General features: G+C 53.5%; 29 protein-coding genes. 17 read left to right on the top strand and 12 right to left on the bottom strand.

Annotated features, from left to right (window positions below):
• Nucleotides 1-122: 122 nt before the first annotated feature.
• From rcnR to HV107_RS08565, 3 genes are all read left to right on the top strand, one after another.
• Nucleotides 123-395 carry a Ni(II)/Co(II)-binding transcriptional repressor RcnR gene (gene rcnR, locus HV107_RS08575; protein ID WP_000019951.1) on the top strand — a complete coding sequence of 91 codons (273 nt, stop codon included), beginning with the start codon at nucleotides 123-125 and terminating at the stop codon, nucleotides 393-395.
• Nucleotides 396-951: 556 nt separating this feature from the next.
• Nucleotides 952-1,350 carry a potassium channel family protein gene (locus HV107_RS08570; RefSeq protein ID WP_182062868.1) on the top strand — a complete coding sequence of 133 codons (399 nt, stop codon included), beginning with the start codon at nucleotides 952-954 and terminating at the stop codon, nucleotides 1,348-1,350.
• A gap of 165 nt (nucleotides 1,351-1,515) precedes the next feature.
• Complete coding sequence (locus HV107_RS08565) at nucleotides 1,516-2,541, top strand: TerC/Alx family metal homeostasis membrane protein (RefSeq protein WP_182062867.1); 1,026 nt, start codon at nucleotides 1,516-1,518, stop codon at nucleotides 2,539-2,541.
• 47 nt (nucleotides 2,542-2,588) lie between these two features.
• On the opposite strand, the gene HV107_RS08560 is transcribed toward HV107_RS08565, so the two are convergent.
• Complete coding sequence (locus HV107_RS08560) at nucleotides 2,589-3,251, bottom strand: HAD family hydrolase (protein ID WP_182062866.1); 663 nt, start codon at nucleotides 3,249-3,251, stop codon at nucleotides 2,589-2,591.
• A 239-nt stretch (nucleotides 3,252-3,490) separates the two neighbouring features.
• Here HV107_RS08560 and HV107_RS08555 point away from each other — a divergent pair, with 239 nt between their 5' ends.
• Complete coding sequence (locus tag HV107_RS08555; protein WP_182062865.1) at nucleotides 3,491-4,018, top strand: NlpC/P60 family protein; 528 nt, start codon at nucleotides 3,491-3,493, stop codon at nucleotides 4,016-4,018.
• Nucleotides 4,019-4,023: 5 nt separating this feature from the next.
• Here HV107_RS08555 and HV107_RS08550 read toward each other — a convergent pair whose 3' ends face one another.
• A complete protein-coding gene (locus tag HV107_RS08550; RefSeq protein WP_182062864.1) occupies nucleotides 4,024-4,818 on the bottom strand; it encodes an SDR family NAD(P)-dependent oxidoreductase in 795 nt (264 codons plus the stop codon).
• Nucleotides 4,819-4,872: 54 nt separating this feature from the next.
• On the bottom strand, nucleotides 4,873-5,733 hold the full coding sequence (locus tag HV107_RS08545; RefSeq protein WP_182062863.1) for a LysR family transcriptional regulator: 861 nt from the start codon (nucleotides 5,731-5,733) through the stop codon (nucleotides 4,873-4,875).
• A gap of 99 nt (nucleotides 5,734-5,832) precedes the next feature.
• Between HV107_RS08545 and HV107_RS08540 the strand changes: the two genes are divergently transcribed.
• Nucleotides 5,833-6,339 carry a phenolic acid decarboxylase gene (locus HV107_RS08540; RefSeq protein ID WP_182062862.1) on the top strand — a complete coding sequence of 169 codons (507 nt, stop codon included), beginning with the start codon at nucleotides 5,833-5,835 and terminating at the stop codon, nucleotides 6,337-6,339.
• A 465-nt stretch (nucleotides 6,340-6,804) separates the two neighbouring features.
• On the opposite strand, the gene HV107_RS08535 is transcribed toward HV107_RS08540, so the two are convergent.
• A protein-coding gene (locus HV107_RS08535) for an IS1-like element IS1B family transposase (RefSeq protein ID WP_095033700.1) occupies nucleotides 6,805-7,502 on the bottom strand; the annotation gives its coding sequence in 2 pieces (ribosomal slippage) (nucleotides 6,805-7,253 and nucleotides 7,253-7,502; 699 coding nt in all).
• A gap of 83 nt (nucleotides 7,503-7,585) precedes the next feature.
• Between HV107_RS08535 and arnB the strand changes: the two genes are divergently transcribed.
• Genes arnB through arnF form a run of 7 tightly spaced genes read left to right on the top strand, consistent with a single transcriptional unit; the run spans nucleotide 7,586 to nucleotide 14,943 of the window.
• Nucleotides 7,586-8,692, top strand: a complete 1,107-nt coding sequence (arnB, locus tag HV107_RS08530) for a UDP-4-amino-4-deoxy-L-arabinose aminotransferase (protein WP_182062861.1) — start codon at nucleotides 7,586-7,588, stop codon at nucleotides 8,690-8,692.
• A gap of 1 nt (nucleotide 8,693) precedes the next feature.
• A complete protein-coding gene (gene arnC, locus HV107_RS08525; RefSeq protein WP_182063487.1) occupies nucleotides 8,694-9,677 on the top strand; it encodes an undecaprenyl-phosphate 4-deoxy-4-formamido-L-arabinose transferase in 984 nt (327 codons plus the stop codon).
• The gene (gene arnA / locus HV107_RS08520; RefSeq protein ID WP_182062860.1) at nucleotides 9,674-11,656 is read left to right on the top strand and encodes a bifunctional UDP-4-amino-4-deoxy-L-arabinose formyltransferase/UDP-glucuronic acid oxidase ArnA; all 1,983 of its coding nucleotides are present in this window, start codon (nucleotides 9,674-9,676) and stop codon (nucleotides 11,654-11,656) included. Before arnC ends, arnA begins: the two co-directional genes overlap by 4 nt.
• Entirely contained in the window at nucleotides 11,653-12,555 is a 903-nt protein-coding gene (arnD, locus tag HV107_RS08515) for a 4-deoxy-4-formamido-L-arabinose-phosphoundecaprenol deformylase (RefSeq protein WP_182062859.1), read from the top strand. The genes arnA and arnD overlap by 4 nt, the downstream gene beginning before the upstream one ends.
• Nucleotides 12,552-14,207: a lipid IV(A) 4-amino-4-deoxy-L-arabinosyltransferase gene (arnT, locus tag HV107_RS08510; protein WP_182062858.1), complete on the top strand. Its 1,656-nt coding sequence runs from the start codon at nucleotides 12,552-12,554 to the stop codon at nucleotides 14,205-14,207. The genes arnD and arnT overlap by 4 nt, the downstream gene beginning before the upstream one ends.
• Nucleotides 14,204-14,542: a 4-amino-4-deoxy-L-arabinose-phosphoundecaprenol flippase subunit ArnE gene (gene arnE, locus HV107_RS08505; protein ID WP_182062857.1), complete on the top strand. Its 339-nt coding sequence runs from the start codon at nucleotides 14,204-14,206 to the stop codon at nucleotides 14,540-14,542. The genes arnT and arnE overlap by 4 nt, the downstream gene beginning before the upstream one ends.
• Complete coding sequence (arnF, locus tag HV107_RS08500; protein WP_182062856.1) at nucleotides 14,539-14,943, top strand: 4-amino-4-deoxy-L-arabinose-phosphoundecaprenol flippase subunit ArnF; 405 nt, start codon at nucleotides 14,539-14,541, stop codon at nucleotides 14,941-14,943. The genes arnE and arnF overlap by 4 nt, the downstream gene beginning before the upstream one ends.
• Here the strand turns inward: arnF and acpT are convergent.
• Together acpT and HV107_RS08490 are read right to left on the bottom strand one after the other, a co-directional pair.
• Complete coding sequence (gene acpT / locus HV107_RS08495; protein WP_182062855.1) at nucleotides 14,876-15,496, bottom strand: 4'-phosphopantetheinyl transferase AcpT; 621 nt, start codon at nucleotides 15,494-15,496, stop codon at nucleotides 14,876-14,878. The genes arnF and acpT overlap by 68 nt on opposite strands.
• Before the next feature lie 103 nt (nucleotides 15,497-15,599).
• Nucleotides 15,600-16,649: an AI-2E family transporter gene (locus tag HV107_RS08490; RefSeq protein ID WP_182062854.1), complete on the bottom strand. Its 1,050-nt coding sequence runs from the start codon at nucleotides 16,647-16,649 to the stop codon at nucleotides 15,600-15,602.
• A gap of 144 nt (nucleotides 16,650-16,793) precedes the next feature.
• Here HV107_RS08490 and HV107_RS08485 point away from each other — a divergent pair, with 144 nt between their 5' ends.
• Nucleotides 16,794-18,011: an MFS transporter gene (locus HV107_RS08485; protein WP_182062853.1), complete on the top strand. Its 1,218-nt coding sequence runs from the start codon at nucleotides 16,794-16,796 to the stop codon at nucleotides 18,009-18,011.
• 4 nt (nucleotides 18,012-18,015) lie between these two features.
• Here the strand turns inward: HV107_RS08485 and HV107_RS08480 are convergent, their stop codons facing one another.
• On the bottom strand, nucleotides 18,016-18,573 hold the full coding sequence (locus HV107_RS08480; RefSeq protein WP_182062852.1) for a DcrB family lipoprotein: 558 nt from the start codon (nucleotides 18,571-18,573) through the stop codon (nucleotides 18,016-18,018).
• Between the two features lie 72 nt (nucleotides 18,574-18,645).
• Nucleotides 18,646-19,311 carry a 7-cyano-7-deazaguanine/7-aminomethyl-7-deazaguanine transporter gene (locus tag HV107_RS08475; RefSeq protein ID WP_014072175.1) on the bottom strand — a complete coding sequence of 222 codons (666 nt, stop codon included), beginning with the start codon at nucleotides 19,309-19,311 and terminating at the stop codon, nucleotides 18,646-18,648.
• A gap of 167 nt (nucleotides 19,312-19,478) precedes the next feature.
• Between HV107_RS08475 and tusA the strand changes: the two genes are divergently transcribed.
• Nucleotides 19,479-19,721 carry a sulfurtransferase TusA gene (tusA, locus tag HV107_RS08470; protein ID WP_008503071.1) on the top strand — a complete coding sequence of 81 codons (243 nt, stop codon included), beginning with the start codon at nucleotides 19,479-19,481 and terminating at the stop codon, nucleotides 19,719-19,721.
• Between the two features lie 40 nt (nucleotides 19,722-19,761).
• Here the strand turns inward: tusA and zntA are convergent, their stop codons facing one another.
• Nucleotides 19,762-21,948, bottom strand: a complete 2,187-nt coding sequence (zntA, locus tag HV107_RS08465) for a Zn(II)/Cd(II)/Pb(II) translocating P-type ATPase ZntA (RefSeq protein ID WP_182062851.1) — start codon at nucleotides 21,946-21,948, stop codon at nucleotides 19,762-19,764.
• A 76-nt stretch (nucleotides 21,949-22,024) separates the two neighbouring features.
• Nucleotides 22,025-22,651: a lysoplasmalogenase gene (locus HV107_RS08460; RefSeq protein ID WP_182062850.1), complete on the bottom strand. Its 627-nt coding sequence runs from the start codon at nucleotides 22,649-22,651 to the stop codon at nucleotides 22,025-22,027.
• A 129-nt stretch (nucleotides 22,652-22,780) separates the two neighbouring features.
• Between HV107_RS08460 and HV107_RS08455 the strand changes: the two genes are divergently transcribed.
• From HV107_RS08455 to HV107_RS08445, 3 genes are all read left to right on the top strand, one after another.
• Nucleotides 22,781-23,140 carry a DUF2500 domain-containing protein gene (locus HV107_RS08455; protein ID WP_182062849.1) on the top strand — a complete coding sequence of 120 codons (360 nt, stop codon included), beginning with the start codon at nucleotides 22,781-22,783 and terminating at the stop codon, nucleotides 23,138-23,140.
• Between the two features lie 309 nt (nucleotides 23,141-23,449).
• A complete protein-coding gene (locus tag HV107_RS08450; RefSeq protein ID WP_259349690.1) occupies nucleotides 23,450-24,331 on the top strand; it encodes a hypothetical protein in 882 nt (293 codons plus the stop codon).
• 1 nt (nucleotide 24,332) lies between these two features.
• A complete protein-coding gene (locus HV107_RS08445; RefSeq protein WP_182062847.1) occupies nucleotides 24,333-24,839 on the top strand; it encodes a DUF1240 domain-containing protein in 507 nt (168 codons plus the stop codon).
• 48 nt (nucleotides 24,840-24,887) lie between these two features.
• Here the strand turns inward: HV107_RS08445 and HV107_RS08440 are convergent, their stop codons facing one another.
• Both HV107_RS08440 and rsmD read right to left on the bottom strand, forming a co-directional pair.
• Nucleotides 24,888-25,169 carry a DUF1145 family protein gene (locus HV107_RS08440; protein ID WP_010436509.1) on the bottom strand — a complete coding sequence of 94 codons (282 nt, stop codon included), beginning with the start codon at nucleotides 25,167-25,169 and terminating at the stop codon, nucleotides 24,888-24,890.
• Nucleotides 25,153-25,752, bottom strand: a complete 600-nt coding sequence (rsmD, locus tag HV107_RS08435; protein WP_182062846.1) for a 16S rRNA (guanine(966)-N(2))-methyltransferase — start codon at nucleotides 25,750-25,752, stop codon at nucleotides 25,153-25,155. Before rsmD ends, HV107_RS08440 begins: the two co-directional genes overlap by 17 nt.
• Nucleotides 25,753-25,812: the final 60 nt, after the last annotated feature.

The following is a 25,812-nucleotide window of genomic DNA, read 5'->3' as shown; positions in this document are numbered from 1 at the left end:
GAGAATCATTCTTGGTTATTAAGTGTAGGCCGGATTCTACTCCCCCCCAGTAAAATATACTACCCCCCAGTAGAATAACGCTGGTATAGTTACATAAAATATCCAGGAGAGTGAGAGCCCACATGTCACATACCATCCGCGATAAACAAAAACTGAAAGCACGTACAAGCAAGATCCAGGGGCAGGTTGCTGCGCTGAAAAAAATGCTTGATGAACCTCACGAATGTGCCGCTGTACTGCAACAAATAGCCGCCATACGTGGTGCCGTGAATGGTTTATTGCGTGAAGTGATTAAAGGACATTTGACTGAACATATTGTTCATGAAAGTGAAGAACAGAAACGAGAAGAAGACCTGGACGTTGTGCTGAAGGTTCTGGATTCTTACATCAAGTGACAGTTTGGCTAAAAGCCCTGAGCATTAATTTATCTAAATAACACGTTATCAAGTGACGGTTTTGGGCTGTTTGTAGCGGCATAGTGAGTTTGTTTAATCAATGAGCTTTAAGATGCCCCCCTTCATGCAAGGAAACGCGTACATTTCTGGTACATCTACTTCCCTTACTTTGCTCAGGGCAACCCACATTGTTAAAGCCTCTACTCGCTGACCATCAAAATCACCCAACGTCAGATAATGGAAAAAAATTTTGGATGACATTTTGAAACGTGTCCTCTGCTGTGAACGTCGAGAGATGCTACGCGAGAAAGGAGATGACCTACTTAGTATCCTGTTAAGTAGGTCTATCTGAAGAAGTAGACAACTTTAAAGTCTTTTTCATGTTAAAGGAGACAACTTTAATGTCTGTGTACAGGCAGAGAAATAATCACACTACGCAATTATTGCACCAACATTTCCCCGGCTTTCCACTAAGCTTCGACTCAGAAAAACATGTTCAGGTGCCCCGGCGCGTTCAGCAGGGGCAGTCTTCTCTTTCTCAGTCAGAGCCCCTTCCATGCAGCTACTCAGCATCATTATTTTGCTCACGCTAACCGTGGTTATCCATTCGCTGTGGATGTTTTGCGTTTTAAAATTCATAAACCTGGAAGTCGATTCTGCGGTGCGCGTTGTGCTGCGCAATGTCGGCATTGTGATTTCAATGATCTTTGCCCATCTTCTCGAAGCCAGCCTGTTTGCGGGATTCTACTTCCTGGTTGAGGCTTTTAACGACTGGAACACTAGCTTCTACTTCTCGCTGGTGAGCTACGCCACGGTGGGGTATGGCGATGTAACGCTGCCGCAAAACTGGCGGCTGATTGGCGGGCTGGAAGGGCTGGTCGGCGCCCTGATGGTCGGCTGGTCAGTGGCGGTGCTGGTGGCCGTGCTCCAGCGGTTACGTGGAATGAGCGCCTAATCGAAAGATGCGCCCACCCCTTGTAGTAAGGTAAAGTACGTTTCCTTGCGCAGCCGATTAGGCTGCGGCCTTGAGGGTGAGAGGCTGATAAACAGCCCACCCTTTTCTACTTCTGGTTTTAACCAGTCTGCATGGTTAGCGTTTTGTCTTCAAAAAGGGTTGTGTATGTCTGTTGCTCATCTCGGTTTCCCAACTGAAACCGTTGTTGTTTTTGTCGTGATGGCTGTCGGGGCGATGTTTATCGACCTCTTCATGCACCGTCACGATAAACCTGTCTCGCTGAAAAGCGCCGCCATGTGGTCTATTTTCTGGGTCATGATGGCGATGGCGTTCGCCGGGTTCCTCTATGTGCATCATGGCGCAGAGATGGCGAGCTTGTTCCTGACCGGTTATGCGCTGGAAGAGGTGCTGTCGGTCGATAACTTGTTTGTCATGATGGCGATTTTTGCCTGGTTCGGCGTGCCGGATAAGTACCGCCACCGCGTGCTCTACTGGGGTGTACTGGGGGCGATTGTCTTCCGCGGTATTTTCGTCGCCATTGGTACCAGCCTGCTGAGTCTGGGGCCCTACGTCGAGGTCATCTTTGCGCTGGTCGTTGGCTGGACGGCACTGATGATGCTCAAACGTAACGAAGAGAGTGACGAGGTTGAAGATTACTCCGGCCATCTGGCCTACCGTCTGGTGAAGCGCTTTTACCCGGTCTGGCCGAAAATCAGCAGCAATGCGTTTATCCTGACCCAGAAAGAGGTGGATGCAGAGCTTGAAAAGCCAGAAAACCAGGATGTTATGGTCGGGCGCATGAAGAAGGCGAAGCGTTACGCAACACCACTGCTGCTCTGCGTGGCGGTTGTTGAGCTGTCCGATGTGATGTTCGCGTTTGACTCGGTCCCGGCGATTATCGCCGTCAGCCGTGAACCGCTCATCATCTACAGCGCGATGATGTTCGCTATCCTCGGCCTGCGTACGCTCTATTTTGTGCTGGAAGCGCTGAAACAGTACCTGGTGCATCTGGAGAAAGCGGTGGTCCTGCTGCTGTTCTTTGTCGCGTTTAAGCTGGGTCTTAATGCCACCGATCACTTCTGGCATCACGGTTACAGCATTGGCGCAACCGCCAGCCTGTTTGTGGTGCTAGGGGTGTTAGCGCTGGGGATAATTACGAGCGTGATGTTCCCAGGCAAACGTGCGGCCTGATGCTCTGTTTTCGCCCTCTCCCGGCGAGGAGAGGGCACCAGAGCGCACTAACCCTTAATCGGTGAATTCCGGCGCTTACGCGGATGATGGAAATGTCGCCAGTGCGGATCCTGCGCTGCCGCCAGCAGTTCGTGGTCACCTCGCGTGTCACCCCAGGCGCGCAGATGGTAATCGTTCAGATTGCCATACACTTTTTCCAGCCTTGCGACCTTCTGCGCACAGCGGCAGTTGTTACCGGTGATCCGTCCGGTCAGCTTGCCGTTTTTCACTTCAAGCTGTGTCCCGATAAGCTTAATGCCGAGCTTATCGGCCCACGGTTGCAATACCAGCGCCGGAGAGGCTGAGCAGATAGTCACCTCTGCACCGGAATTGACCTCTGCGGCAACCGCCAGCACACCCGCCGGGCGCATCAGCTTCGTCCAGTATTTCTCGCAAAACACCTCGGCCTGCTGGCGCAGCCAGTGTTCATCTACGCCGGTCAGGAAGGTTTTGATCAGCACTTCTTTCAGCTCATCACGCGTCAGCTTACGGCGTACGCAGTGGAGTGTCGGTAACGCCATACGCACCAGGCGCCCCGCAAAGTAACGTTTACCAAAGGCAAAACGCAGGAACGGGATAAAGCTGTCGTGGTGCGTCAATGTTCCATCAAAGTCAAAGACAGAGAGCACGTTGGACTTGGCCACTGCCTCGTCGGCAATCATATTGGTCATAAATACGTCTTAGCTGAAATACACATTCTGCTCATTAGTTTACCTGCTTTACCCCATCAGTCCTTCTGTAACGTGCATTTTTTTATCAATCTTGCGACCTGAAAGTGAGTCCATTTTTGGTCCCGATAAAGATTGGGTAAAAAATGAGCTGTCTATATTATCACCGCATCGAAAGATATTTCGGGGGAACATTGGCCCCCACGCGTAAGGAAAAATTCACTCACTGCTTCTTTCTTGATATGACTCTTAGATCGCTTATTTCAATACTCTCGTTAAGTTTTGCTTCTTTTTCTGCCTTTAGTTTTCAACTGCCCGCGTCGATGTTGTCCATGAACAGCGAGCTGGCGACTTCTCCGGCGAAGACTGCGCTGGTGCATCAGGAAACGGGCCCGCTGCGCTCACGTATTCTTGATCAATACCAGAAGTGGAAAGGCACCCAATATTTGTGGGGTGGCACCACGCACCGTGGGGTGGATTGCTCTGCGCTGATGCAGCACCTGTTCAGCGATGCGGCGCACCTCAACCTGCCGCGCACCACAGGCGAGCAGATCCATCGTGGTGTGCAGGTGGCACAATATCGCTTAAAAGCCGGGGATTTGGTGTTCTTCCAGACTGGGCCAAACCGTCGTCACGTGGGCGTGTACATTGGCGATAGCCAGTTTATCCATGCGTCGAGCAGCCAGGGCGTCACGGTTTCAACCTTGACCGACAACTACTGGCAAGAGCACTTTATTACTGCCCGCCGTGTGGCAGGCAGTTCGGCCTGAGCAGGTCAGATAATATCGTCCACCACGCCGCCATCCACGCGCAATGCCGCACCGGAGGTGGCGGAAGCCTGCGTTGAACAGACATACACCACCATATTAGCCACCTCTTCAACCGACGCGGCGCGCTGTATGACTGAGCTGGGGCGGTTGGCCATCACAAACTCTTTCGCCAGCTGTTCCAGCGATTTGCCGGTTCTTTCGATTTCGTCTTTCATCATCTCGGCGAAACCATCGGAAATGGTTGGCCCCGGCAGCACGCTGTTCACCGTCACGCCACTTCCCGCTACGAATTTCGCCAGGCCGCGTGCCAGTGAGAGTTGTGCAGTTTTGGTTACGCCATAGTGGATCATATCTGCCGGAATATTGCAGGCCGATTCCGATGAAATGAAGACCACACGACCCCAGCCTTTCTGCACCATACCCGGCAGCAGGGCGCGGGAGAGCCGTACACCCGACATCACGTTGGTTTGCCAGTAGCGCTCCCAGGTGGCATCGTCGGTGTCGTAAAAATCCAGCGGGCCGTAAATCCCGGCGTTGTTTACCAGAATATCGACACTGGTTGCGACCTTCAGCAGCGATTCAACCCCTTCCGGGGTGCTGAGGTCGGCAATGGCTGCCCGCACCTGGACACCCGGCACTGCCTGCTGTAATTGCTGTATCCCATTATTGACCGATTCGGTGCTACGCCCGTTGATGATCACTTCCGCGCCGCCTTCGGCCAGCCCTTTGGCAATGGCAAAACCAATGCCGCCTGTGGAGGCCGTGACCAGCGCAACTTTGCCCGTAAAATCAATTTTCATTGTCTGCTCCTTGTGGTTTTCAAAGTTCAGACCTTAAAGCGTAGCAGTTGAGGTTTACCGGGGTGGGCTAAAAAGGCGCAGTAGCGTTTCAACCTGCTCGTCCAGCGGCGTCAGGGCGCGCTTTACGATCAGGTGCAGAGGCGTGGCACGGCGCGTACCGTGGCTCAGTGGCAGCATTTTAAGCACGCCCTGTTCAAGCTGGCTCTGAATGCGTTCCTCCGGCAACCAGCCATAGCCCACCTGATACATCACGGCCTCAATCGCGGCATCGATGGTCGAAAATGTCCACGACTCTCCGGCAGTGCTGGCGGCAGGCTGGTTATCTGCAATATGAATTAGTGGCCACGGACGTAGCATCTCGTCATTGAGCGGCGTATTGAGCGCAAATAAGGGGTGATCGCGATGGGCGACGGCAACAAAATCAATGTTCATCAACCATTCGCCAAGCCCGGTGATGTCCTGACGGCGGGTTAACACCATGACATCGGCTTCATTATTGACGATATCCGAGCTGGCATTTTCCAGCACCTCCGTCAGCCTTACCTGGGTTTGCGGGTACATTTGCTGGAACTGGCGCAAAATGGCGAACAGACGGCGGCGCGGGAAAATGTTGTCTACGACCAGGTCCAGCCGCGTGCGCATCCCGTTGCGCAGCGTTGCCGCCCGTGTTTCGACGTACGAAAAAGCCTTGAGCAGCGGCTTTACCTGGTTGAGAAGCAATTCTCCGGCAGGGGTTAATACCGCGCGTCGACCTTCCGGCGCCAGCAGCGCCACTCCCAGCCGCTCCTGCAATAAAGACAGGTTATAACTCACGGAGGACTGGCTGCGGGCGGTCTCTTCTGCCGCTCTGGCAAAGCTGCCAAGCTCTACCACTTTCTCCAGTAGTGACCACTGTTCCAGCGTTGTCTTGTGCATAACGTATCTAAAATTTGAATGAATTTGATTCAAACATAGCGTTATTCATCCATTTTTTGAAGGAGTACGATCGTCTCATCAAAACAGAGGAGACACATTATGAGCACCTTCGACAAACATGATTTGAGCGGCTTTGTGGGTAAACACCTGGTCTACACCTACGATAATGGCTGGAACTACGAGATCTACGTGAAAAATGACACCACGCTGGATTACCGCATTCACAGCGGCATCGTGGCGAACCGTTGGGTAAAAGACCAGCAGGCATATATCGTGAGGGTGGGTGAGAGTATTTATAAAATTTCCTGGACTGAACCCACCGGTACGGATGTTAGCCTGATTGTGAATCTGGGTGACAAACTCTTCCACGGTACGATTTTCTTCCCGCGCTGGGTGATTAATAACCCGGAAAAAACGATCTGTTTCCAGAATGATCATATCCCACTGATGAATGCGTATCGTGACCAGGGGCCGGCGTATCCTACTGAAGTGATTGATGAGTTTGCGACCATTACCTTTGTGCGGGACTGCGGTGCGAACAATGACTCGGTGATTGCCTGTGCTGCCAGTGAATTGCCGGATGATTTCCCTGCTAATCTTAACTAAGCGCGACAATTCACTTATTTAGAAAGTTCCCGGGTGATTTCGTTTTTCAGGCGAAATGCCCGGAATTCTTATTTTGGTTGAGCATTTATTTACTTTTCTTATTATTTTCCCTGCAATCAAGTGAAATACAGCCTTAATTTGCCGTGAGCCTAATCACAAAAAATTCAAAAAAACAGAGATTCCATCTATCTTTATGTTGTTAAACGGTTTTTTCGCTTCCCCTTCTTGTTAATCTCATTGTAATTTAGCTGTGTCTTAATTTTTTCCTAAGAAAAGAGGACTACTTTGCCTTAGTTGATGGTTTGTTGACATAAATGAAGCAACGACTAAATTTTATTTGGTATTTATTTAAATTCCATCTTGCATGATCCCATTGAGCTGCCCATTACGACAGCGCAGTAAAAGATGACGCCTTTAATACAGCAAGGAAATTAATAATGAGTGATTTTCGGTAATGACTCCAACTTATTGATAGTGTTTTATGTTCAGATAATGCCCGATGACTTTGTCATGCAGCTCCACCGATTTTGAGAACGACAGCGACTTCCGTCCCAGCCGTGCCAGGTGCTGCCTCAGATTCAGGTTATGCCGCTCAATTCGCTGCGTATATCGCTTGCTGATTACGTGCAGCTTTCCCTTCAGGCGGGATTCATACAGCGGCCAGCCATCCGTCATCCATATCACCACGTCAAAGGGTGACAGCAGGCTCATAAGACGCCCCAGCGTCGCCATAGTGCGTTCACCGAATACGTGCGCAACAACCGTCTTCCGGAGCCTGTCATACGCGTAAAACAGCCAGCGCTGGCGCGATTTAGCCCCGACGTATCCCCACTGTTCGTCCATTTCCGCGCAGACGATGACGTCACTGCCCGGCTGTATGCGCGAGGTTACCGACTGCGGCCTGAGTTTTTTAAATGGCGGAAAATCGTGTTGAGGCCAACGCCCATAATGCGGGCGGTTGCCCGGCATCCAACGCCATTCATGGCCATATCAATGATTTTCTGGTGCGTACCGGGTTGAGAAGCGGTGTAAGTGAACTGCAGTTGCCATGTTTTACGGCAGTGAGAGCAGAGATAGCGCTGATGTCCGGCGGTGCTTTTGCCGTTACGCACCACCCCGTCAGTAGCTGAACAGGAGGGACAGCTGATAGAAACAGAAGCCACTGGAGCACCTCAAAAACACCATCATACACTAAATCAGTAAGTTGGCAGCATCACCTGATTTTCTGCCTTTTTCGCGACCGTCGATGGGCGCTGAGGAAATTGCGGCGCTTCAGGACGTTTTGATGTCGGGCTGGATCACCACAGGGCCAAAAAATCAGGAGCTTGAAGAGGCATTTTGTAAGCTGACGGGGAATCGTCATGCGATTGCTGTCTGCTCTGCAACCGCCGGGATGCACGTCACGCTGATGGCGATGGGCATTGGCCCCGGTGATGAAGTCATTACCCCTTCTCTAACCTGGGTGTCGACCCTCAATATGATTGTGCTGCTGGGCGCAACACCCGTGATGATCGATGTCGACAAAGACACGCTGATGGTAACGCCAGAGGCCATCGAAGCCGCTATTACTCCCCGTACCAAAGCCATCATCCCCGTGCATTATGCGGGTGCGCCTTTTGATATCGATGCAATTCACGCGATAAGCGAACGTCACGGTATACCTGTTATTGAAGATGCAGCCCACGCAGCAGGCACTTACTACAAAAATCGCCATGTTGGCTGGCAGGGTACCGCTATCTTCTCTTTCCACGCGATCAAAAACATGACCTGCGCGGAAGGCGGTTTAGTGGTGACGGACGACGAACAACTGGCACAGCGTATCCGCAGTCTCAAGTTCCACGGGCTTGGTGTTGATGCTTATGACCGCCAGACTCACGGCCGCGCGCCGCAGGCAGAAGTTATCTCCCCGGGGTATAAATACAACCTCGCGGATATCAACGCCGCGCTGGCGCTGGTCCAGTTGGGTAAATTGAGCGAAGCCAACGCGCGCCGTCGCGAAATCGCTGAACGTTATCTGACGGAGCTTGCGGATACACCTTTCGAGCCGCTGCGTATTCCAGCCTGGCCGCATGTCCATGCATGGCATCTTTTTATCATTCGCGTTGATGAAGCCCGCTGTGGGATCTCACGTGACGCGTTAATGGACGCGCTGAAAGCAAAAGGCATTGGTACTGGTCTGCATTTCCGTGCTGCTCATACGCAAAAATACTATCGCGAGCGTTTCCCTGAAGTCTCGCTCCCGAACTCCGAATGGAACAGCGCGCGTATTTGTTCACTCCCTCTTTTCCCGGACATGACGCATGACGACGCAACCCGCGTCATTACCGCGCTCCATCAGCTTGCAGGAAATTGATATGTTCAGCGCACCACCTGTACAAAAAGTTTCAGTTGTTATCCCGGTTTACAACGAGCAGGAGAGCCTGCCTGAACTTATCCGCCGCACCACGGCAGCCTGTGACACTATGGGCAAGGCGTACGAAATTCTGCTGGTAGATGATGGCAGCAGCGACGATTCTGCCCAGATGCTCACTGACGCCGCAGAGGTTGAAGGAAGCCACATCGTAGCCGTACTGCTTAACCGTAACTACGGTCAGCACTCTGCCATTATGGCTGGCTTTAGCCACGTAACGGGCGACCTGATCATCACTCTGGATGCCGACCTGCAAAACCCGCCGGAAGAGATCCCGCGCCTGGTAGCGAAAGCCGATGAAGGCTATGACGTGGTCGGCACAGTTCGCCAGAACCGCCAGGACAGCCTGTTCCGCAAGCTGGCGTCGCGCACCATTAACCGCCTTATCCAGCGCACGACCGGTAAAGCAATGGGTGATTACGGCTGCATGTTGCGCGCCTACCGTCGCCACATTGTCGATGCCATGCTGCACTGCCACGAGCGCAGTACGTTCATTCCGATTCTCGCCAATACCTTTGCCCGCAGAGCGACTGAAATCCCGGTGCTGCACGCTGAGCGCGAGCACGGGGAATCGAAGTACAGCTTTATGCGCCTGATTAACCTGATGTATGACCTGATCACCTGCCTGACCACCACGCCGCTGCGTTTGTTAAGCGTGTTCGGCAGTGTTATCGCACTGGCCGGGTTTGCGATTTCCGTCCTGCTGGTCGCGTTGCGACTGATCTTCGGCCCTCAGTGGGCGGCGGAAGGGGTCTTTATGCTGTTTGCCGTACTGTTCATGTTCATCGGTGCCCAGTTTGTTGGGATGGGCTTACTCGGTGAGTACATCGGCCGTATTTATAACGATGTTCGCGCACGTCCGCGCTACTTTATTCAACGTGTTGTCCGTCAGGAACACAAAGCATCTCAAGAGGAAATTCACCCATGAAAGCTGTTGTATTTGCCTATCACGATATGGGGTGTACGGGCACGCTGGCCCTGCTGGAAGCGGGTTATGATATTGCTGCAATCTTCACTCACCCGGACGCTGCCGGAGAAAATAACTTCTTTGGTTCCGTTGCGCGTATTGCCGCTGAGCGTGGCATCCCGGTGTATGCCCCTGATGATGTAAACCACCCGCTGTGGGTTGACCGCATTCGCGCGCTTTCTCCTGATGTGATTTTCTCTTTCTATTATCGCAATCTGCTGAGCAACGATATCTTAAGCCTGGCACCAAAAGGCGCATTCAACCTGCACGGCTCCCTGCTGCCAGCATACCGTGGCCGCGCGCCGCTGAACTGGGTGCTGGTTAACGGTGAAACGGAAACCGGCGTGACTCTGCACCGCATGGTGCGTCGCGCAGATGCGGGCGATATTGTGGCCCAGCAGAAAGTGGTTATTGAAGCAGATGAAACCGCGCTGCAACTGCATCATAAACTGTGTGGCGCTGCGCAAAACCTGCTGCGTGATGTGCTGCCTTCCATTCAGCAGGGTTCTTTTAAAGAGACCGCGCAGGATGAGAGCAAAGCAAGCTGCTTTGGCCGCCGTAACCCGGAAGATGGTCGTCTGGACTGGGCGAAACCTGCGCGTCAGCTGCACAACCTGGTGCGTGCGGTCACTGACCCGTGGCCGGGCGCGTACAGCTTCGCGGGCGTAAGCAAATTTATTGTCTGGAAATCCCGCGTACGTGACGACATTCCGGCGGCAAAACCGGGTACGGTGGTCTCTGTTTCCCCGCTGGTAGTGAGCTGCGGCGAGCAGGCGCTGGAAATTCTGACCGGGCAAACTGACAACGGCGTATACGTTCAGGGCACGCAGCTGGCGCAGTCTCTGGGTCTGGTTGCTGGCGCAATTATCACCAGCGCACCGGTTGTGGCCATCAAACGCCGCACCCGCGTACTGATCCTCGGTGTGAACGGCTTTATCGGTAACCACCTGACCGAACGTCTGCTGCAAGACGACAACTACGAAATCTATGGCCTGGATATTGGCTCTGATGCGATCAGCCGCTTCCTGACCAACCCACGTTTCCACTTCGTTGAAGGGGATATCAGCATCCACTCCGAATGGATCGAATACCACATCAAGAAATGCGATGTGGTGCTGCCGCTGGTGGCGATCGCGACCCCGATTGAATACACCCGTAACCCGCTGCGCGTGTTCGAGCTGGACTTCGAAGAGAACCTGAAGATTATCCGCGACTGCGTGAAATACGATAAGCGCATCATCTTCCCGTCCACGTCTGAAGTGTACGGCATGTGTACGGACAAAAACTTCGACGAAGACACCTCTAACCTGGTGGTCGGCCCAATTAACAAACAACGCTGGATCTACTCTGTTTCCAAACAGCTGCTGGACCGCGTGATTTGGGCATACGGTGAAAAAGAAGGCCTGCGCTTTACTCTTTTCCGTCCGTTTAACTGGATGGGGCCACGTCTGGATAACCTGAATGCCGCGCGTATTGGTAGTTCGCGTGCGATCACTCAGCTGATCCTGAACCTGGTTGAAGGCTCCCCAATCAAGCTGATTGAAGGCGGCAAACAGAAGCGTTGCTTTACTGACATCTCTGACGGTATCGAAGCGCTGTTCCGCATCATCGAAAACAAAGATGGCCGCTGCAACGGTGAAATCATCAACATCGGTAACCCGGAAAACGAAGCCAGCATTCGTGAACTGGCTGAGATGCTGCTGGCAAGCTTCGAGCGTCATCCACTTCGTGACCAGTTCCCGCCGTTTGCGGGCTTCCGTGAAGTGGAAAGCAGCAGCTACTACGGTAAAGGCTATCAGGACGTTGAGCACCGTAAGCCAAGCATCCGTAACGCCAAGCGCTGCCTGAACTGGACGCCGGAAGTGAAGATGGAACAGACCATCGATGAAACGCTCGATTTCTTCCTGCGCACAGTGGAGCTGTCGGAACAGACATCATGAAAAAAGTCGGCTTACGTATAGACGTCGACACCTTCCGGGGCACGCGTGATGGCGTGCCCAAACTGCTGGAGTTACTGGGCAAGCATGATGTGCGCTCCAGTATCTTCTTCAGTGTGGGGCCGGATAACATGGGACGCCATTTATGGCGTCTGATTAAACCGGCGTTTCTGTTCAAAATGCTGCGCTCACGCGCAGCATCGCTGTACGGCTGGGATATTTTGCTGGCCGGAACCGCCTGGCCTGGCAGGCGCATCGGCGCGGGTAATGAAGACATTATCCGCGAAGCATCGCGTTTGCATGAGGTAGGGCTACATGCCTGGGATCACCATGCGTGGCAGGCCTGGGCCGGTGTGTGGGATATCCCACGTCTGGGTCGTGAGGTTGAACGCGGCATGATGGAGCTGGAAGCCATTACCTGTAAACCGGTGCAGTGTTCGGCGGTGGCAGGCTGGCGAGCGGATCAGCGCGTGGTGAAAGCGAAACAGCCATTCGCATTTCGCTATAACAGCGACTGTCGCGGCAGCGGGCCGTTTTTGCCTCTGCTGGGTGAAAACCTGTTTGGCACTGTGCAAATCCCGGTCACGCTTCCCACCTGGGATGAAGTGGTGGGACGCGAGGTGACTGCCGAGGGCTTTAACCGTTACATTCTGGATTGCATCCATCGTGATACCGGTACGCCGGTGTATACCATCCACGCCGAAGTGGAAGGGATTGCGTATCAGCATGACTTTGATGCGCTGCTGACGATGGCCGCAGAGGAAGGTATTCAGTTTTGCCCACTCAGCGAACTGCTGCCTGACGACCTCAGCACACTGCCTGTAGGCAAAATTGTTCGTAAAGAAATGGCTGGCCGGGAAGGCTGGCTTGGCTATCAACAAACCGTGAGCCCGGTATCATGAAAGCAGCCCGTTATGGCTTTGCGCTTTTCGCACTGTTTGTCATTTACTACCTTATTCCCGTCGATATCCGCCTGTTATGGCAACCTGATGAGACGCGCTACGCGGAAATTAGCCGTGAAATGCTGGCATCAGGGGACTGGGTCGTCCCGCATTTCCTGGGACTTCGTTACTTTGAAAAACCGATAGCCGGATACTGGGTTAACAGTATCGGACAGATGCTGTTTGGTCATACCAACTTTGCCGTACGCGCGGGAGCGATATTCTCCACCGGGCTGGCGGCGCTGCTGGTTATCTGGCTCGCATGGCGCATCTGGCGCGATAAACGCGTCGCCTTGCTTTCGGGCGTTATCTTCTTAACCCTCTTCCTGGTGTATGGCATCGGCACGTATGCCGTGCTGGATCCGATTATCACTCTCTGGCTGGTGTTTGCGATGTGCAGCTTCTGGCTGGCTGCACAGGCGAAAACGTTCGCCGGAAAAGCGGGTGGCTATGTGCTGCTTGGGCTTGCCTGCGGAATGGGGGTGATGACCAAAGGGTTCCTGGCGCTTGCCGTGCCGGTCATTGGCGTGCTGCCGTGGGTGATTGCCCAGAAGCGCTGGAAAGAGGTGCTGCTGTTTGGCTGGCTGGCTATCCTCAGCTGCGTGCTTATTGTTCTGCCCTGGGGGCTGGCGATTGCCCATCGTGAACCGGACTTCTGGCGTTACTTCTTCTGGGTTGAGCATATTCAGCGTTTTGCGCAGAGCGATGCCCAGCACAAAGCGCCATTCTGGTATTACATTCCGTTCCTGATTGCCGGAAGTCTGCCGTGGCTGGCCTTGCTGCCAGGTGCGCTGCGTCAGGGCTGGCGTGGACGACAGGGCGAAGGCGGCGGATTGTACCTGCTTGGTTGGGTGGTTATGCCACTGGTGTTCTTCAGTATCGCCAAAGGTAAGCTGCCGACCTATATCCTGCCGTGCTTTGCACCGCTGGCGATGCTGATGGCGCACTACGCCTGCACCGTGGCGGAAAAGAGCGGCAAAGTGCTGCGCATCAACGGATGGATCAACCTGGCGTTTGGTGTGCTGGGTGTGGTGGCGGCGCTGGTGGTTTCCCCGTGGGGGCTGTCAAAACACCCGGTCTGGACGTCCGTTGAGCTGTATAAAGTCTTCTGCGCGGTTGTGGCTTTCCTGATCTGGGCCGCAGTGGGCTGGTTTACGCTGCGCCAGAGCCAGCAGCGCTGGTGGCTGGCGGCACTGTGTCCGCTTGGCCTGACGCTGCTGATTGGCTTTGCTATCCCGAATCTGGTGGTGGATTCAAAACAGCCGCAGTCGCTGGTGGACACCGTACGTGAGCCGCTTCAGGAGAGCCGTTTCGTTCTGGCGAATAACGTGGGCGTCGCGTCTGGCCTGGCCTGGGAGTTAAAGCGTAATGACATCGTTCTGTATGGTCAGAGCGGCGAAGTGCGTTACGGGCTGGACTATCCGGATGTGAAAGACCGCTTTGTCGGCAAAGCCGATTTCCCACAATGGCTGGAAGAACATCGCCAGCAGGGGCGGATCTCGGTGGTGATCTTGTTGTCGAAAAACGATGACCTTGAGCGCCTGAAGTTGCCAAAACCTGACAGCCTGTATATTCAGGGGCGTCTGGCTTACTTGCAGTATCTGCCACAATGATGACCTGGTTCTGGCTGGTATTGGCTAGCCTGCTGAGCTGTGCAGGGCAGCTGTGCCAGAAACAGGCCACCCGTCCGGCGAAATCCGGGCGGCGTGGTGCGCATATCGTCTTCTGGCTTGGCCTGGCGCTGCTGGCGCTGGGCTTCGGAATGCTGGTCTGGCTGGTGGTGCTACAACGCCTTCCGGTAGGGATTGCTTACCCGATGCTGAGCCTGAACTTTGTCTGGGTGACGCTGGCGGCGAAAACGTTCTGGCGTGAGAACGTCGCGGCGCACCACTGGCTCGGCGTAGGGTTCATCATGGTCGGGATAATCCTGTTGGGAGGGAGCCTGTGAAAGGCGCATTCTGGGCGTTGTGCAGCGTGGTGTTAGTCAGCATCGCGCAGCTGTTGTTACGGTACGCCATGGTCACACTCCCGCCGGTTGGCGAGGATTTTTCTTTTATCATCGCGCTGTGGCATTTTGCTCCGGGTACCGGGTCGCTGATGCTTGGGCTGATGGGCTATGTGGCTTCAATGGGGTGCTGGTATCTGGCGCTGCATCGTCTGGCGCTCAGCAAAGCCTATGCCTTGCTGAGTCTCAGTTACATCCTGGTGTGGGGTGCAGCCATTCTGCTGCCCGGTTGGGGAGAAACGTTCTCCTGGCACGGGCTGGCGGGTGTCGGATTTATTATTCTGGGTGTGCTGACCATTTTTCTGCCGACGCGTCGTCGGCCGAATGGATCAGAGCCGTCGTAAGGCCAAATGGTGTGGTCGTGCATACGGCAAGACTCAGGGAGTCGACCTGGCAATGGCTTACCGTATGGAGGGTGCTGGCAGCACTGTCGATACTCACTATTTGCCATGAGTGCGCGCCACGCTGTTTGATGATGGCGCCTTTACGCGTCCAGATACGCCAGAACACGGCAAGCTGACTCTCCGGTTTTTCGTTTTCCATTTCATCATGTTCGGCAGTGCTGAAGACCGCATTTGCAAGCGTACGCCAGTTATCCTGCGGGCGTATGTGTTCCAGTGAACAACCCACATCACCTTCATCACTGACAATCAGGGCGATATCGTCATCACAATGGCTGATGCTAAACCACAGTGGATAGTCGTCAGCAAAGCCCGGTTTTCCCTGTTCGCTATAGACGATTTCCGGCAAGGGGTGTGGTGCAAACAGGCGGGAAAGCAACCCGCGGCCGGCCAGCCAGCGGTCGCGCTGTACGCCCGTGGGAGCGTGCAGGGCAAGAGCTTGTGCCCAGCGGTCTGTGCTCAGCGAAGAGATCTTTCCCAGAAAAACCTGGTACATATGAAGTCGGGCCTTAAGTCGAAACAGAGATAACCGCAAAGTTCCGCGGCGAAACCAATACTATAATCCAATGCTCCTGATAATAGCTAACCGGGATACGGAATTACCCCGGCAATCGGCTTTTTGGGCGCCCCGGGCCGAGCAAAATTGCCAGCTTGCTGCCACCTTTGGTTGTCTCCATCCAGATTTTACACACGCTGGTAAGCGGGACTGAAAGCAGCATCCCTACCGGGCCGAGCAGCCATCCCCAGATGAGTAACGATAAAAAGACCACCAGTGTCGACATCCCGAGCCGGTGCCCCATCATGCGTGGCTCGACAATATTGCCGATAAGCATATGCACCACCAGAAACAGCGCGCCCACCAGCATGCATTCATAAAGGCCATTAAATAAAAATGCCTGAATCATTGGCGGTACGGCGGAAATCACTGCCCCGATGTTCGGCACATAATTCAGCAGGAAGGCCAGCACACCCCACATCAGCGCAAACTGAATGTCCATCAACACCAGCCCGAGCCAGACAACCACCCCGGTCCACAGGCTCAGTAAGGTTTTCAGCGCCAGATAGTGAGACACACCTTTGAGTGCGCGATGAAGGCCGGCAATATGGATTTGCGGATTATTCAGCGCAAAACGCAGCTTATAAGGCACATGACGTACCTCAAAGAGCATGAATACCACCGTCATCACCAGCAGCAACACGCTGGCCATCGCGCCGGAGAGCTGCGTCATCAGGGTTGTGGCCCAGGCCATGAGTTTTTCTGAATCCATCCGTTGCAGCATCCGCTCCGGGGACATGTGGATGTGCAGGAACGGGAGCGAATCCTGTAATTGCAGGACCTTGCGCGTGAGCTCTTTGTTGTATTTTGGCAGCATGGTGGAAAATTCATTCACCGAGGCGGCAAGCACACCGACCAGTGCAGTCAGGACAATCAGCATGACGATAACCACAATTGTTATTGCCACTGGTCGCGACACACCGCGGCGGATAAACCAGGTCACCAGCGGGTTCAGCACGATGGCGAAAAAGAGGGCCAGCAGGAGCTGTACGATGATATCTGCCGCTGCATGGATGCCCGCAAGGATAACCACTAGGCTGGCGAGCTTTAACAAAATATGCAGACCTGTCTTGTCGGGCTGGGTCGATGTCATACGGATTCCTTTTGCCGGGAGCCTGTTAAGTGTAGTGCGCGGGTTGCGCTTCGTCTGACGCCGTTAATCTGAAAGTCACTGCTGCTTTTCTTAACCCATCGTGGTAATAGTGAAACACTGTTGTAAAAATCCAGGTAGAACCCCATGCCCGAACCTTCCGCCGAACCGGCACTCAGCGGATTACGCCTTAATCTGCGTATTGTTTCTGTCGTCATTTTTAATTTTGCCAGTTATCTGACCATTGGCCTGCCGTTGGCGGTCTTACCTGGCTATGTCCATGATGTCATGGGGTTTAGCGCATTCTGGGCGGGGCTGGTGATTAGCCTGCAATACTTCGCGACTCTGCTAAGTCGCCCTTATGCGGGGCGTTATGCCGATCTGTTCGGGCCAAAAAGCATTGTGGTCTTAGGGCTGTGTGGCTGCTTCCTCAGCGGGCTGAGTTACCTGATGGCCGGATTGAGTAGCGGCTGGCCGATAGTGAGCCTGGTGCTGCTGTGCCTGGGGCGCGTGATCCTCGGTATCGGACAAAGCCTGGCCGGAACAGGGTCAACGCTGTGGGGCGTGGGCGTTGTGGGTGCTTCCCACATTGGGCGAGTGATATCGTGGAATGGCATTGTCACCTACGGGGCGATGGCAATCGGCGCGCCGCTGGGTGTGGTCTGTTTTTCATTTGCGGGGTTAAACGGGCTGGCGCTGACTATTATGGCTGTCGCACTGCTGGCGATTTTGTTTGCCCTGCCGCGCCCGAAAGTAAAAGCCAGCAAAGGTAAGCCGATGCCGTTTCGTGCGGTGCTTGGCCGCGTGTGGCCTTATGGCATGTCGCTGGCGCTGGCCTCAGCTGGTTTTGGTGTCATCGCGACCTTTATTACTTTGTTCTACGATGCAAAAGGGTGGGACGGGGCCGCATTTGCGTTAACCCTGTTTAGCTGTGCATTTGTGGGGACGCGTTTGCTGTTCCCGAACGGTATCAACCGCCTGGGCGGGCTGAATGTGGCGATGATCTGTTTTAGCGTGGAGATTGTCGGGCTGCTGCTGACCGGGATTGCCGCGGCGCCGTGGATGGCAAAAATGGGTGTTTTCCTGGCGGGCGCCGGTTTCTCGCTGGTGTTCCCGGCGCTGGGTGTGGTGGCGGTGAAGGCGGTGCCGCAGCAAAACCAGGGGGCAGCGCTTGCGACCTATACGGTGTTTATGGATATGTCTTTGGGCATTACCGGGCCACTGGCGGGGCTGGTGATGGCGTGGGCAGGCGTGCCGGTTATCTACCTTGCGGCAGCGGGGCTGGTGGCGGTGGCGTTGTTGCTGACGTGGAGGCTAAAAAAATGGCCCCCGGAGCAAACCCCGGAGGCCACGTCACCATCGTGAGTAATTACTGAATCGCGATGGTGTTAATGATGTTTTCAGCGGCGGTCTGCGCTTTCTGCTGATCGTCTGCTGGCAGGGTGATTTGCAGGGTCAGCAGTTTGTTGTCGACCTTGCCGAGCACCACAGAAGAGTATGCGGTCTGGCCTTTTGCAGAGATGATGCTGTCCAGCTGTTGCATTGCGTGACCTTTCAGCTCAATGGACTTGTTGGTCACAACCTGCAACTGCGGGTCACGGCTGCGCTGCTGATCTTCCAGACGTTTGGACAGAACGCCCAGATCTTCGTTGGTGTCATCGCCCACAATCACAATCACGGCTTTCTGCCCGGTCGCATCGGAATAGACGTGCATATTGTTCGCCTGTGTACCCAGCTTACCGCTCTGATCGGTCATATCTGCTGGCAGAGAGAAACTCAGCTTGCCATCCAGAAGACTTACCGGCTGCCCGGCCGCATTACTTTCTGCTGACGCGCCTTGAGCAGGTGCTTTCGTGTCGCTGTTATCACAGGCGGCAAGGCCTACAACCAGCAGGCCAATCCCGACATATTTAACCAGATTGCGCATTGACTTCTTCCTTTCGATAAACGGCCATAACGGCTCATTCGAGCATCTTATCACAACTGTTAAAGCGAACCCTTAACCTGCCTGCAATGCAGAGATTTCAGATTTATCTGCCAGCCTTTTCAGCAGCATATTCAGCAATACGCCATACATCGGCAGGAAGAACACAATGCTGATAAGCACCTTGAAGCAGTAGTCCACCAGCGCGATTTCCATCCAGTGTTCAGCCATAAACGCATCCGGGCTACGCCAGAAAGCGATAAAGAAGAAGGCCAGCGTATCGCTTACGTTACCAAACAGCGTGGAGGCCGTTGGCGCCATCCACCAGCGGTGGTTTTGCCGCAGGCGGTTAAACACGTGAACGTCAAGGATTTGCCCCAGGGCATAGGCCATAAAGCTGGCGGTAGCGATACGCGCCACAAACAGGTTGAAGTGCGTTAGCGCCTCAAAGCCCTGCCAGCTTCCCATATAGAACAGGGAAGAAATCACGTAGGAGATGAACAGTGCCGGAAGCATCACCGCAAAGATAATTCGACGCGCCAGCGGTGCACCAAAGATACGCACGGTTAAATCGGTCGCGAGGAAGATAAACGGGAAACTGAACGCGCCCCAGGTGGTATGAAAACCAAAAATGGCGATCGGCAGCTGTACCAGATAGTTGCTGGAGGTGATCACCAGCAGATGAAAAAGAGAAAGCCAGAACAACGCTTTTACGCGCTGCGGTTGAGAGAACTGCGTCATATTGTGACCTTTTTGAACGTTGGGGTGAGGGAACCCAATAAAAACCGCTGCATGATACTGCTTTCATTCACCTTTGCAATGGCTAATTTTCACGCAATCGTTAACCTGGTTTGCATTGGCGGCAACGGGGCGTAAACTACAGCCGTTTTTATGTGAACGAGAAGAAAATGACCGACCTGTTTTCCAGCCCAGACCATACGCTTGATGCCCAGGGCCTTCGCTGCCCGGAACCGGTGATGATGGTGCGCAAAACCGTGCGTAACATGCAGACCGGCGAAACGCTTTTAATCATTGCCGACGATCCGGCAACCACCCGCGACATCCCCGGTTTTTGTACCTTTATGGAACACGAACTGGTCGCGCAGCAGACGGAAGCGCTGCCGTACCGGTATTTGATTCGTAAAGGTTAATCGCCTGCCCGGTAAGGCGAAGCCACCACCGGGCGGTGTTTTACCTTTTACGCAACAGCCGCAGCGCGTTCGCTGTTACCAGCACGGTTGCTCCGGTATCTGCCAGCACCGCCAGCCACAGCCCGGTAATTCCAAGCAGCGTGGTCACCAGGAAAATCCCTTTCAGGCCTAGTGCAATCGTGATGTTCTGACGAATGTTAGCGCGAGTGGCGCGCGCCAGGCGGATCATCTGCGCAAGCCCTGTCAGCCGGTTATGCGTGAGCGCGGCATCCGCGGTTTCCAGTGCCACATCGGTGCCGCTACCCATCGCAATGCCAATGGTTGAGGCTTTCATTGCCGGGGCATCGTTGATCCCATCACCCACCATCGCCAGTGGCGCACTGGCATTCAGTCGGGTGACTGCCTTCACTTTGTCGGCAGGCAGCAGCCCGGCCTGAAACTCCATGCCTAACTCTGCGGCGATGCTCGCGGCGGCGCGCGGGTTATCCCCCGTCAGGATCACGCCCTGAACACCAATCTGATGCAGATCAGCCATGGCCGCTTTTGCATCCTCACGCAGGGTATCACGCAGTGCCAGCATCCCCAGCGCAGTGCCATCCTGCACCACAATAATGACCGTCTGCCCGGCCTGTTCCAGCTCATTTACGCGGGCAGCTAACCCGGCCACAGGGAATTTATCCGCAGCACTGATAAGCACTTTCTTGTCCCCGACGTGGGCTTCAATCCCTGAACCCACCAGCGCACGCTGGGCAGTGGCTGCCGGTATGGTCAGCCCACGGGACTGCGCTTCACGCACAATCGCCTGGGCCAGCGGGTGCGTCGAACCTTGTTCAACGGCGGCAGCCAGTGCCAGTAGTTCGTCTTCACTGATGTTCTGGGGATAAACGCCAGTCACCTGTGGCTTACCCACGGTCAGCGTGCCGGTTTTATCAAATGCGATATGCTGAACCTGGCTCAACTGCTCCAGTGCCGCACCGCCTTTAATCAGCGCACCGCGGCGTGCTGCGGCGGCAAGGCCTGATGTAATCGCAGCGGGTGTGGAGATAACCAGCGCGCACGGGCAACCAATCAGCAGCAGCGTCAGGCCCTTGTAGATCCAGCCTTCCCACGGCGCGCCAAACAACAATGGCGGGATAATGGTGACCAGCAGGGCAACCAGCATGATGGCAGGGGTGTAAATGCGGCTAAAGCGATCGATAAAGCGTTCCACCGGCGCACGGCGCTCTTCGGCCTCTTCAATGAGCTTCAGAATGCGGTCGATAGCGCTGTCGCCTGGTTCGGAGAGTACGGTCAATTGCACCAGACGGTCGACGCTGGTGGCTCCGGCAGGGACTTTTTCACCCGCTTCACGCTCCACGGGAATCGACTCGCCGGTAAGGGCGCTTTCATCGAAACTGGCCGTTGCCGAAAGTAGCGCGCCGTCGGCAGGTAACCTGCCGCCTGCGGCCACTTCGATAACATCCCCGGGGCGCAGTGCACTGATAGCCACGGTTTTACGCTCACCGTTGACCAGCTGAGTTGCGGTTTCGGGTTTCAGCGCCATTAACGCACTGACACCTTTACGCGCACGGCTTGCAGCCCAGCCTTCAAGGCGCTCACCAATTAAAAACAGCAGCAGTACCATCGCCGCTTCTGCCGTTGCGCCAATGAACAACGCGCCAATCGCGGCAACGCTCATCAGTGTTTCGATGGCAAACCAGCTTCCGGTTTTCATCAGACGCACTGCCTGGCGGGCGATAGGGTACAGCCCGACCAGCGTGGTGGCGATAAAGGCCAGATTACCGAAAGGATGGTTGAACTGTTCCAGTGCCCAGCTTAACGCCATCATGATAATCAGCATTATCAGCGGGAGATTTTCGCGCAGCGGGCTGACTTTTTCGGCCGGGGCATCTTCGCTGCGCAGGGAATATCCGGCGCCTTTCACGGCGGCTTCAACCTGGGCGCTGATATCTGAGGCAGCACTGACCAACAGTTTTTCAGTGGCGAAAAGCACCTGAACATGGTCGACGCCTTTCACCTGCCGGACGGCATTTTCGACTTTACGTGCGCAGGCGGCGCAATCCATACCATTCACCACCCAACTGTAACGGTTTCCGTTATCGGGTAATGCCTGTTCAGGCTGAGTTGTGCAGGAGCCTTCGCAGCAGCAATCGTCTTTTGCGGGAAGAAGGTTAAGCTTAAGTGCCGAAAATTGTGGCACTTTTTTGTTTGTCTCTGGAGTCGACATGGCATTCTCCGGTAATGATAATTTTCTCATTAGCCGCAGCATACACTCTGGAGTCGACTCCAGAGTCAAGAGTTATTTAGATGTACAGCGATCGTACAATCAGGAAGTGCCCGGCAAAGTAACAGGCGGCGGCAATAGCGTTATCCGCGCGGAAACGGCCGCGATAATGGCTGCCCAGCCAGACAATATTGCCAATAAGCAGCAGCGTTGCGCCGAAGAATGCCGACATCGCAGCCGATGTTGGGCGGAAGAACCACAGCTCACCCGCCAGCCACACCATCACCAGTGTCATGGCGATAAAGGTGCAGATTGGCCATCGCATCTCTTCAAGGCGTGTCCAGATCACCGCGACCAGCAGTGCGCCAATCACCAGCAATATCAACGGCAACGGCCAGAAGAAAGAGAGCGTCATCTGACTGGCAAAATAGATGGTGTAAAGCAGGTGCGAAAGGAAGAATGCCCCTACGGCATACAGCAAACGCTGACGGGGTAGCAGCGTCAAGGCATCACCAACCAGCGTGGCGCACAGGCCTGCGAGCACCAGGTAGCTGACGGCATTGAACATTGGAGCCTGCCAGGCGAGCAGCAGCAGGAGAAGTAGGGTAACGGGTTTAAACAACCAACGCTGCCAGGCAGGCCCGCGATAAGATGCATCGACGAAGAGCCAGCCAGACAAACAGACAGCGATAAATGACCAAAGCATATTAACTCCCTGTATCTGTTATGACTGAATAATCAGTTTCTGATTCAGTGTAGTGACGTGGGCAGGCGTTTGGCAATGTCGGATAAGGCAAGGTATCCTGATTTCCGCATAATCTGATGGGATAAACCAATGAGCAAGATGCCGCTGTTTTTCGTTGTCGTGGTGGCCATAATTGTTATCGCCGCCTCGTTCCGTTTTGTGCAGCAGCGCCGCGAAAAGGCCAATAACGATGCCGCGCCGCTACTGCAAAAACGTGTGGTAGTCAGCAATAAGCGCGAAAAAACCCTTAACGACCGCCGTTCGCGCCAGCAGCAAACAGCGCCAGCCGGGACATCCGTGCGGTATGAGGCGAGCTTTAAACCCGAAACCGGCGGGCTGGAAATGACGTTCCGTCTGGACGCGCAGCAGTACCATCAGCTGACGGTCGGGGACAGAGGGACGTTGAGCTACAAAGGGTCACGGTTCGAGGGATTTACGCCGGAGCAGTAATCTGTTGAGCGGCACTGTGTTTCTCACACCAGTGCCGAAAATAGACTCATCTGGAATATATATAAATTCATGAAAATATAATCGTGGTTTTTATTTTTCAGATGGCTGTGTTTGTTTTCTTTTTTAAAAGTGATGTAAAGCACTGTTCATATCACTATTTCTCAATGTGCTTTTCTATATCCTTTCATATCCGTGGTTTTTTAAGTGTATAAATATGTATCCAGAGTGGCTTAATATATTTATTTGGCAAATGAATCTAATTTACTGGGATAGATACATACAGTGTATGGGACGGTTTTTTAAGGAGCTATGATGGACGAGTATGCTGACTGGATAAACGAGCATCGAGAAGATATTATCAGGGGAAATAACTGGCAACGTACACAGCAATTCGAAAACGAAATCAGAATGTTGCAAGAGAGCCTGGAAAATAATGTACAACACATCATGTTGTTAACACCCGATGAGGCTCAGGGCGTGATTAACGATTTGTTAGGTAGTCAGCCTGTCAGTTTTTCTACCACCTACGCCGGTAATATCAAAGAGGCGGTTTCTGCTACGAAGAGCCTGTCTAAGTTGTTTTCTTATCAGCAGGCCGGAAAGATTGTTTTCACCTTAAAAGGTCTTGGGATCAAAGCAACACAGTATGCTTATCAGGGAAAACTGTATGTGAAGATTACAGGTTACCCTTCTTTGCGACGCATTCTTAACGGAACGCGTTACCGGATTAATCACCCCAAAGTGCTTGAGGTGGGTATTGGCAGTGCCGGGTATCGAAACGGCATTATGTCAGGAGCCAGATTCTGCATTTGGTTTTCAGTATGCTGGCGGTTGGTAGAGTTGATCTTTAAATCCGATCATGATGTTGCCGCATTGCTGGGGAATGTGACGATGGATGTTGCGAAGGTGATTGTGAGTGTTTTTGTTTCGAGTTTGGCAGGGAGGGGGTTCTCGTTGGCTATATCAACATTTGTAGCGAGTGCGGCTGTTCCTGTTTGGGGACAAATAGTTTGCGTGGTTGTATTAGGTATAATTATTGCTGATGCGCTCAACAGGATAGACAAACAGTACGATTTATCAAATAAGATTATAGATTGCATAAGAAAGGGACTGAAAGAGCAGCAAAAAATTGCAGAGTGGAACGCTCACAATTCTGTATATGATAGTTCATTTTACTGGGGGCGTTACTGATATGGACGTAACAATTAACCTTGTTAACTTAAAAAAAAGATTCTTTTTATTGTTGGTTATTGCTTTTTATTGTGGGTTTGCCTGGTTGGCTTATTTCGTGAGTATGCAAAGTATAATTGATTTGGTTGAATCAAGAAGTATTGTCTACTATTTCTGGGGGTGTTTTATTGGTATGTTATTCATTCCGGCTCTTTGTTATTTCGCATTTGTATTTGTGTTTGTGTTTTTTACGAGAAACCTTCAGGCACCTAAACTCCTGGCGAAAGGAATTACCCTTGCATATCACTATTTCGGTTTGGCGTTCATCATTGGCACTTTACTCTCATTTATTATCATATTTTATCCACTTGGAACCAACTATGTCTTATGTGAACGTTCAGGACCATTTTCAGGTACGTATTACACCCGGACCGAGGAGATTTGTACGCAGATAAAATACCTGCTCAAAACAAGAGCCAGGGATATCCAAAAACTGAATGACCAACTTGACGGTGTATCGTCACAGTGATGGTGATCCGTAGGCCCGGTAAGCATCGCGCCACCGGGCAAAAGCCACTTACTTCTTCACCTGCGCCTTAAACTTTTTCATCCACACCAGCAGTTCAAACACGCCAAAAATAAACACCCGCAGCTGCTGCCAGCCGGTCATTTGTGGGCCATCTTTCGGCAGGCCGTTTTTCAGCATCACCATCTGCAACGCGTGCATAAATGAGGTAAAGATCAGCGCCACGTTGACGAAAATATTCATCGGACGCGGGAATGGATGCACCAGGTTCAGGATCAGAAATGCCCATACACCCAGCATCAGTAAACGTCCCAGATTAATCAGTACCGGCATCGGATCCTCCTTGTACTTGTCGGTGATACAGACGATAGGCAACCTGGCCTGCTACCTTTTCACGGTGCAGATCCCAGTAAACAGGCACTGGTGGTAAACCGTTTTCAACTTCGCTTTCTACGTAGATCAGCGCGCCATCGGCCAGCCAGCCGTTGTTTTCAAGCAGGGAGAGCGTCTCTTCCAGCAGCCCCTTACGGAACGGCGGATCAACAAACACTACATCATGCGGTGTACCCGGCTGTGACAGGAAGGAAAGGGTGTTGGTGTTCACCACTTTGGCATTAGCGGCTTTCAGCGTCGCCAGATTTTGCACAAGCAGTTGAGCAACACCACGCTCCATTTCGAGCAGCGTGGCGCTGGCGGCATAGCGCGACAGCGCTTCAAGACCTAAAGCGCCGCTCCCGGCGAAGCAGTCAAGGCAGCGGGCATCGACCATTGAAGGTGCCAGCCAGTTGAACAGGGTTTCTCTTACGCGGTCAGTCGTTGGGCGCAAACCGGGGCTGTCCGGCACCGGTAATTTCCGGCCTCGCCACTGGCCGCCGATAATACGAATTTGCCCGGCCTGGCGGGTAGTTTTCTTCATTTCAGGAAAGCTCTGCTAACAATTGGCCTGCGATTGCAGGCGATGATGTTAATTAAGTTA

This window comes from Enterobacter sp. RHBSTW-00175, from assembly GCF_013927005.1.
Lineage (GTDB): Bacteria > Pseudomonadota > Gammaproteobacteria > Enterobacterales > Enterobacteriaceae > Enterobacter.
Note: the sequence above shows the minus strand (reverse complement) of the source record. Positions and strands in the feature narration are given on the sequence as shown.

Bases quoted from the DNA above. Each gene is read 5' to 3' on its own strand.
- HV107_RS08450 (WP_259349690.1), top strand. From the start codon at position 23,450: ATGATGGACGAGTATGCTGACTGGATAAACGAGCATCGAGAAGATATT.
- HV107_RS08540 (WP_182062862.1), top strand. From the start codon at position 5,833: ATGAGCACCTTCGACAAACATGATTTGAGCGGCTTTGTGGGTAAACAC.
- HV107_RS08485 (WP_182062853.1), top strand. From the start codon at position 16,794: ATGCCCGAACCTTCCGCCGAACCGGCACTCAGCGGATTACGCCTTAAT.
- HV107_RS08460 (WP_182062850.1), bottom strand. From the start codon at position 22,651: ATGCTTTGGTCATTTATCGCTGTCTGTTTGTCTGGCTGGCTCTTCGTC.
- rsmD (WP_182062846.1), bottom strand. From the start codon at position 25,752: ATGAAGAAAACTACCCGCCAGGCCGGGCAAATTCGTATTATCGGCGGC.
- arnD (WP_182062859.1), top strand. From the start codon at position 11,653: ATGAAAAAAGTCGGCTTACGTATAGACGTCGACACCTTCCGGGGCACG.
- HV107_RS08565 (WP_182062867.1), top strand. From the start codon at position 1,516: ATGTCTGTTGCTCATCTCGGTTTCCCAACTGAAACCGTTGTTGTTTTT.
- arnB (WP_182062861.1), top strand. From the start codon at position 7,586: ATGGGCGCTGAGGAAATTGCGGCGCTTCAGGACGTTTTGATGTCGGGC.
- HV107_RS08445 (WP_182062847.1), top strand. From the start codon at position 24,333: ATGGACGTAACAATTAACCTTGTTAACTTAAAAAAAAGATTCTTTTTA.
- acpT (WP_182062855.1), bottom strand. From the start codon at position 15,496: ATGTACCAGGTTTTTCTGGGAAAGATCTCTTCGCTGAGCACAGACCGC.
- rcnR (WP_000019951.1), top strand. From the start codon at position 123: ATGTCACATACCATCCGCGATAAACAAAAACTGAAAGCACGTACAAGC.
- arnA (WP_182062860.1), top strand. From the start codon at position 9,674: ATGAAAGCTGTTGTATTTGCCTATCACGATATGGGGTGTACGGGCACG.
- HV107_RS08550 (WP_182062864.1), bottom strand. From the start codon at position 4,818: ATGAAAATTGATTTTACGGGCAAAGTTGCGCTGGTCACGGCCTCCACA.
- HV107_RS08555 (WP_182062865.1), top strand. From the start codon at position 3,491: ATGACTCTTAGATCGCTTATTTCAATACTCTCGTTAAGTTTTGCTTCT.
- HV107_RS08570 (WP_182062868.1), top strand. From the start codon at position 952: ATGCAGCTACTCAGCATCATTATTTTGCTCACGCTAACCGTGGTTATC.
- HV107_RS08560 (WP_182062866.1), bottom strand. From the start codon at position 3,251: ATGACCAATATGATTGCCGACGAGGCAGTGGCCAAGTCCAACGTGCTC.
- HV107_RS08545 (WP_182062863.1), bottom strand. From the start codon at position 5,733: ATGCACAAGACAACGCTGGAACAGTGGTCACTACTGGAGAAAGTGGTA.
- arnE (WP_182062857.1), top strand. From the start codon at position 14,204: ATGATGACCTGGTTCTGGCTGGTATTGGCTAGCCTGCTGAGCTGTGCA.
- HV107_RS08490 (WP_182062854.1), bottom strand. From the start codon at position 16,649: ATGACATCGACCCAGCCCGACAAGACAGGTCTGCATATTTTGTTAAAG.
- arnC (WP_182063487.1), top strand. From the start codon at position 8,694: ATGTTCAGCGCACCACCTGTACAAAAAGTTTCAGTTGTTATCCCGGTT.
- tusA (WP_008503071.1), top strand. From the start codon at position 19,479: ATGACCGACCTGTTTTCCAGCCCAGACCATACGCTTGATGCCCAGGGC.
- HV107_RS08480 (WP_182062852.1), bottom strand. From the start codon at position 18,573: ATGCGCAATCTGGTTAAATATGTCGGGATTGGCCTGCTGGTTGTAGGC.
- zntA (WP_182062851.1), bottom strand. From the start codon at position 21,948: ATGTCGACTCCAGAGACAAACAAAAAAGTGCCACAATTTTCGGCACTT.
- HV107_RS08440 (WP_010436509.1), bottom strand. From the start codon at position 25,169: ATGCCGGTACTGATTAATCTGGGACGTTTACTGATGCTGGGTGTATGG.
- HV107_RS08455 (WP_182062849.1), top strand. From the start codon at position 22,781: ATGAGCAAGATGCCGCTGTTTTTCGTTGTCGTGGTGGCCATAATTGTT.
- HV107_RS08475 (WP_014072175.1), bottom strand. From the start codon at position 19,311: ATGACGCAGTTCTCTCAACCGCAGCGCGTAAAAGCGTTGTTCTGGCTT.
- arnT (WP_182062858.1), top strand. From the start codon at position 12,552: ATGAAAGCAGCCCGTTATGGCTTTGCGCTTTTCGCACTGTTTGTCATT.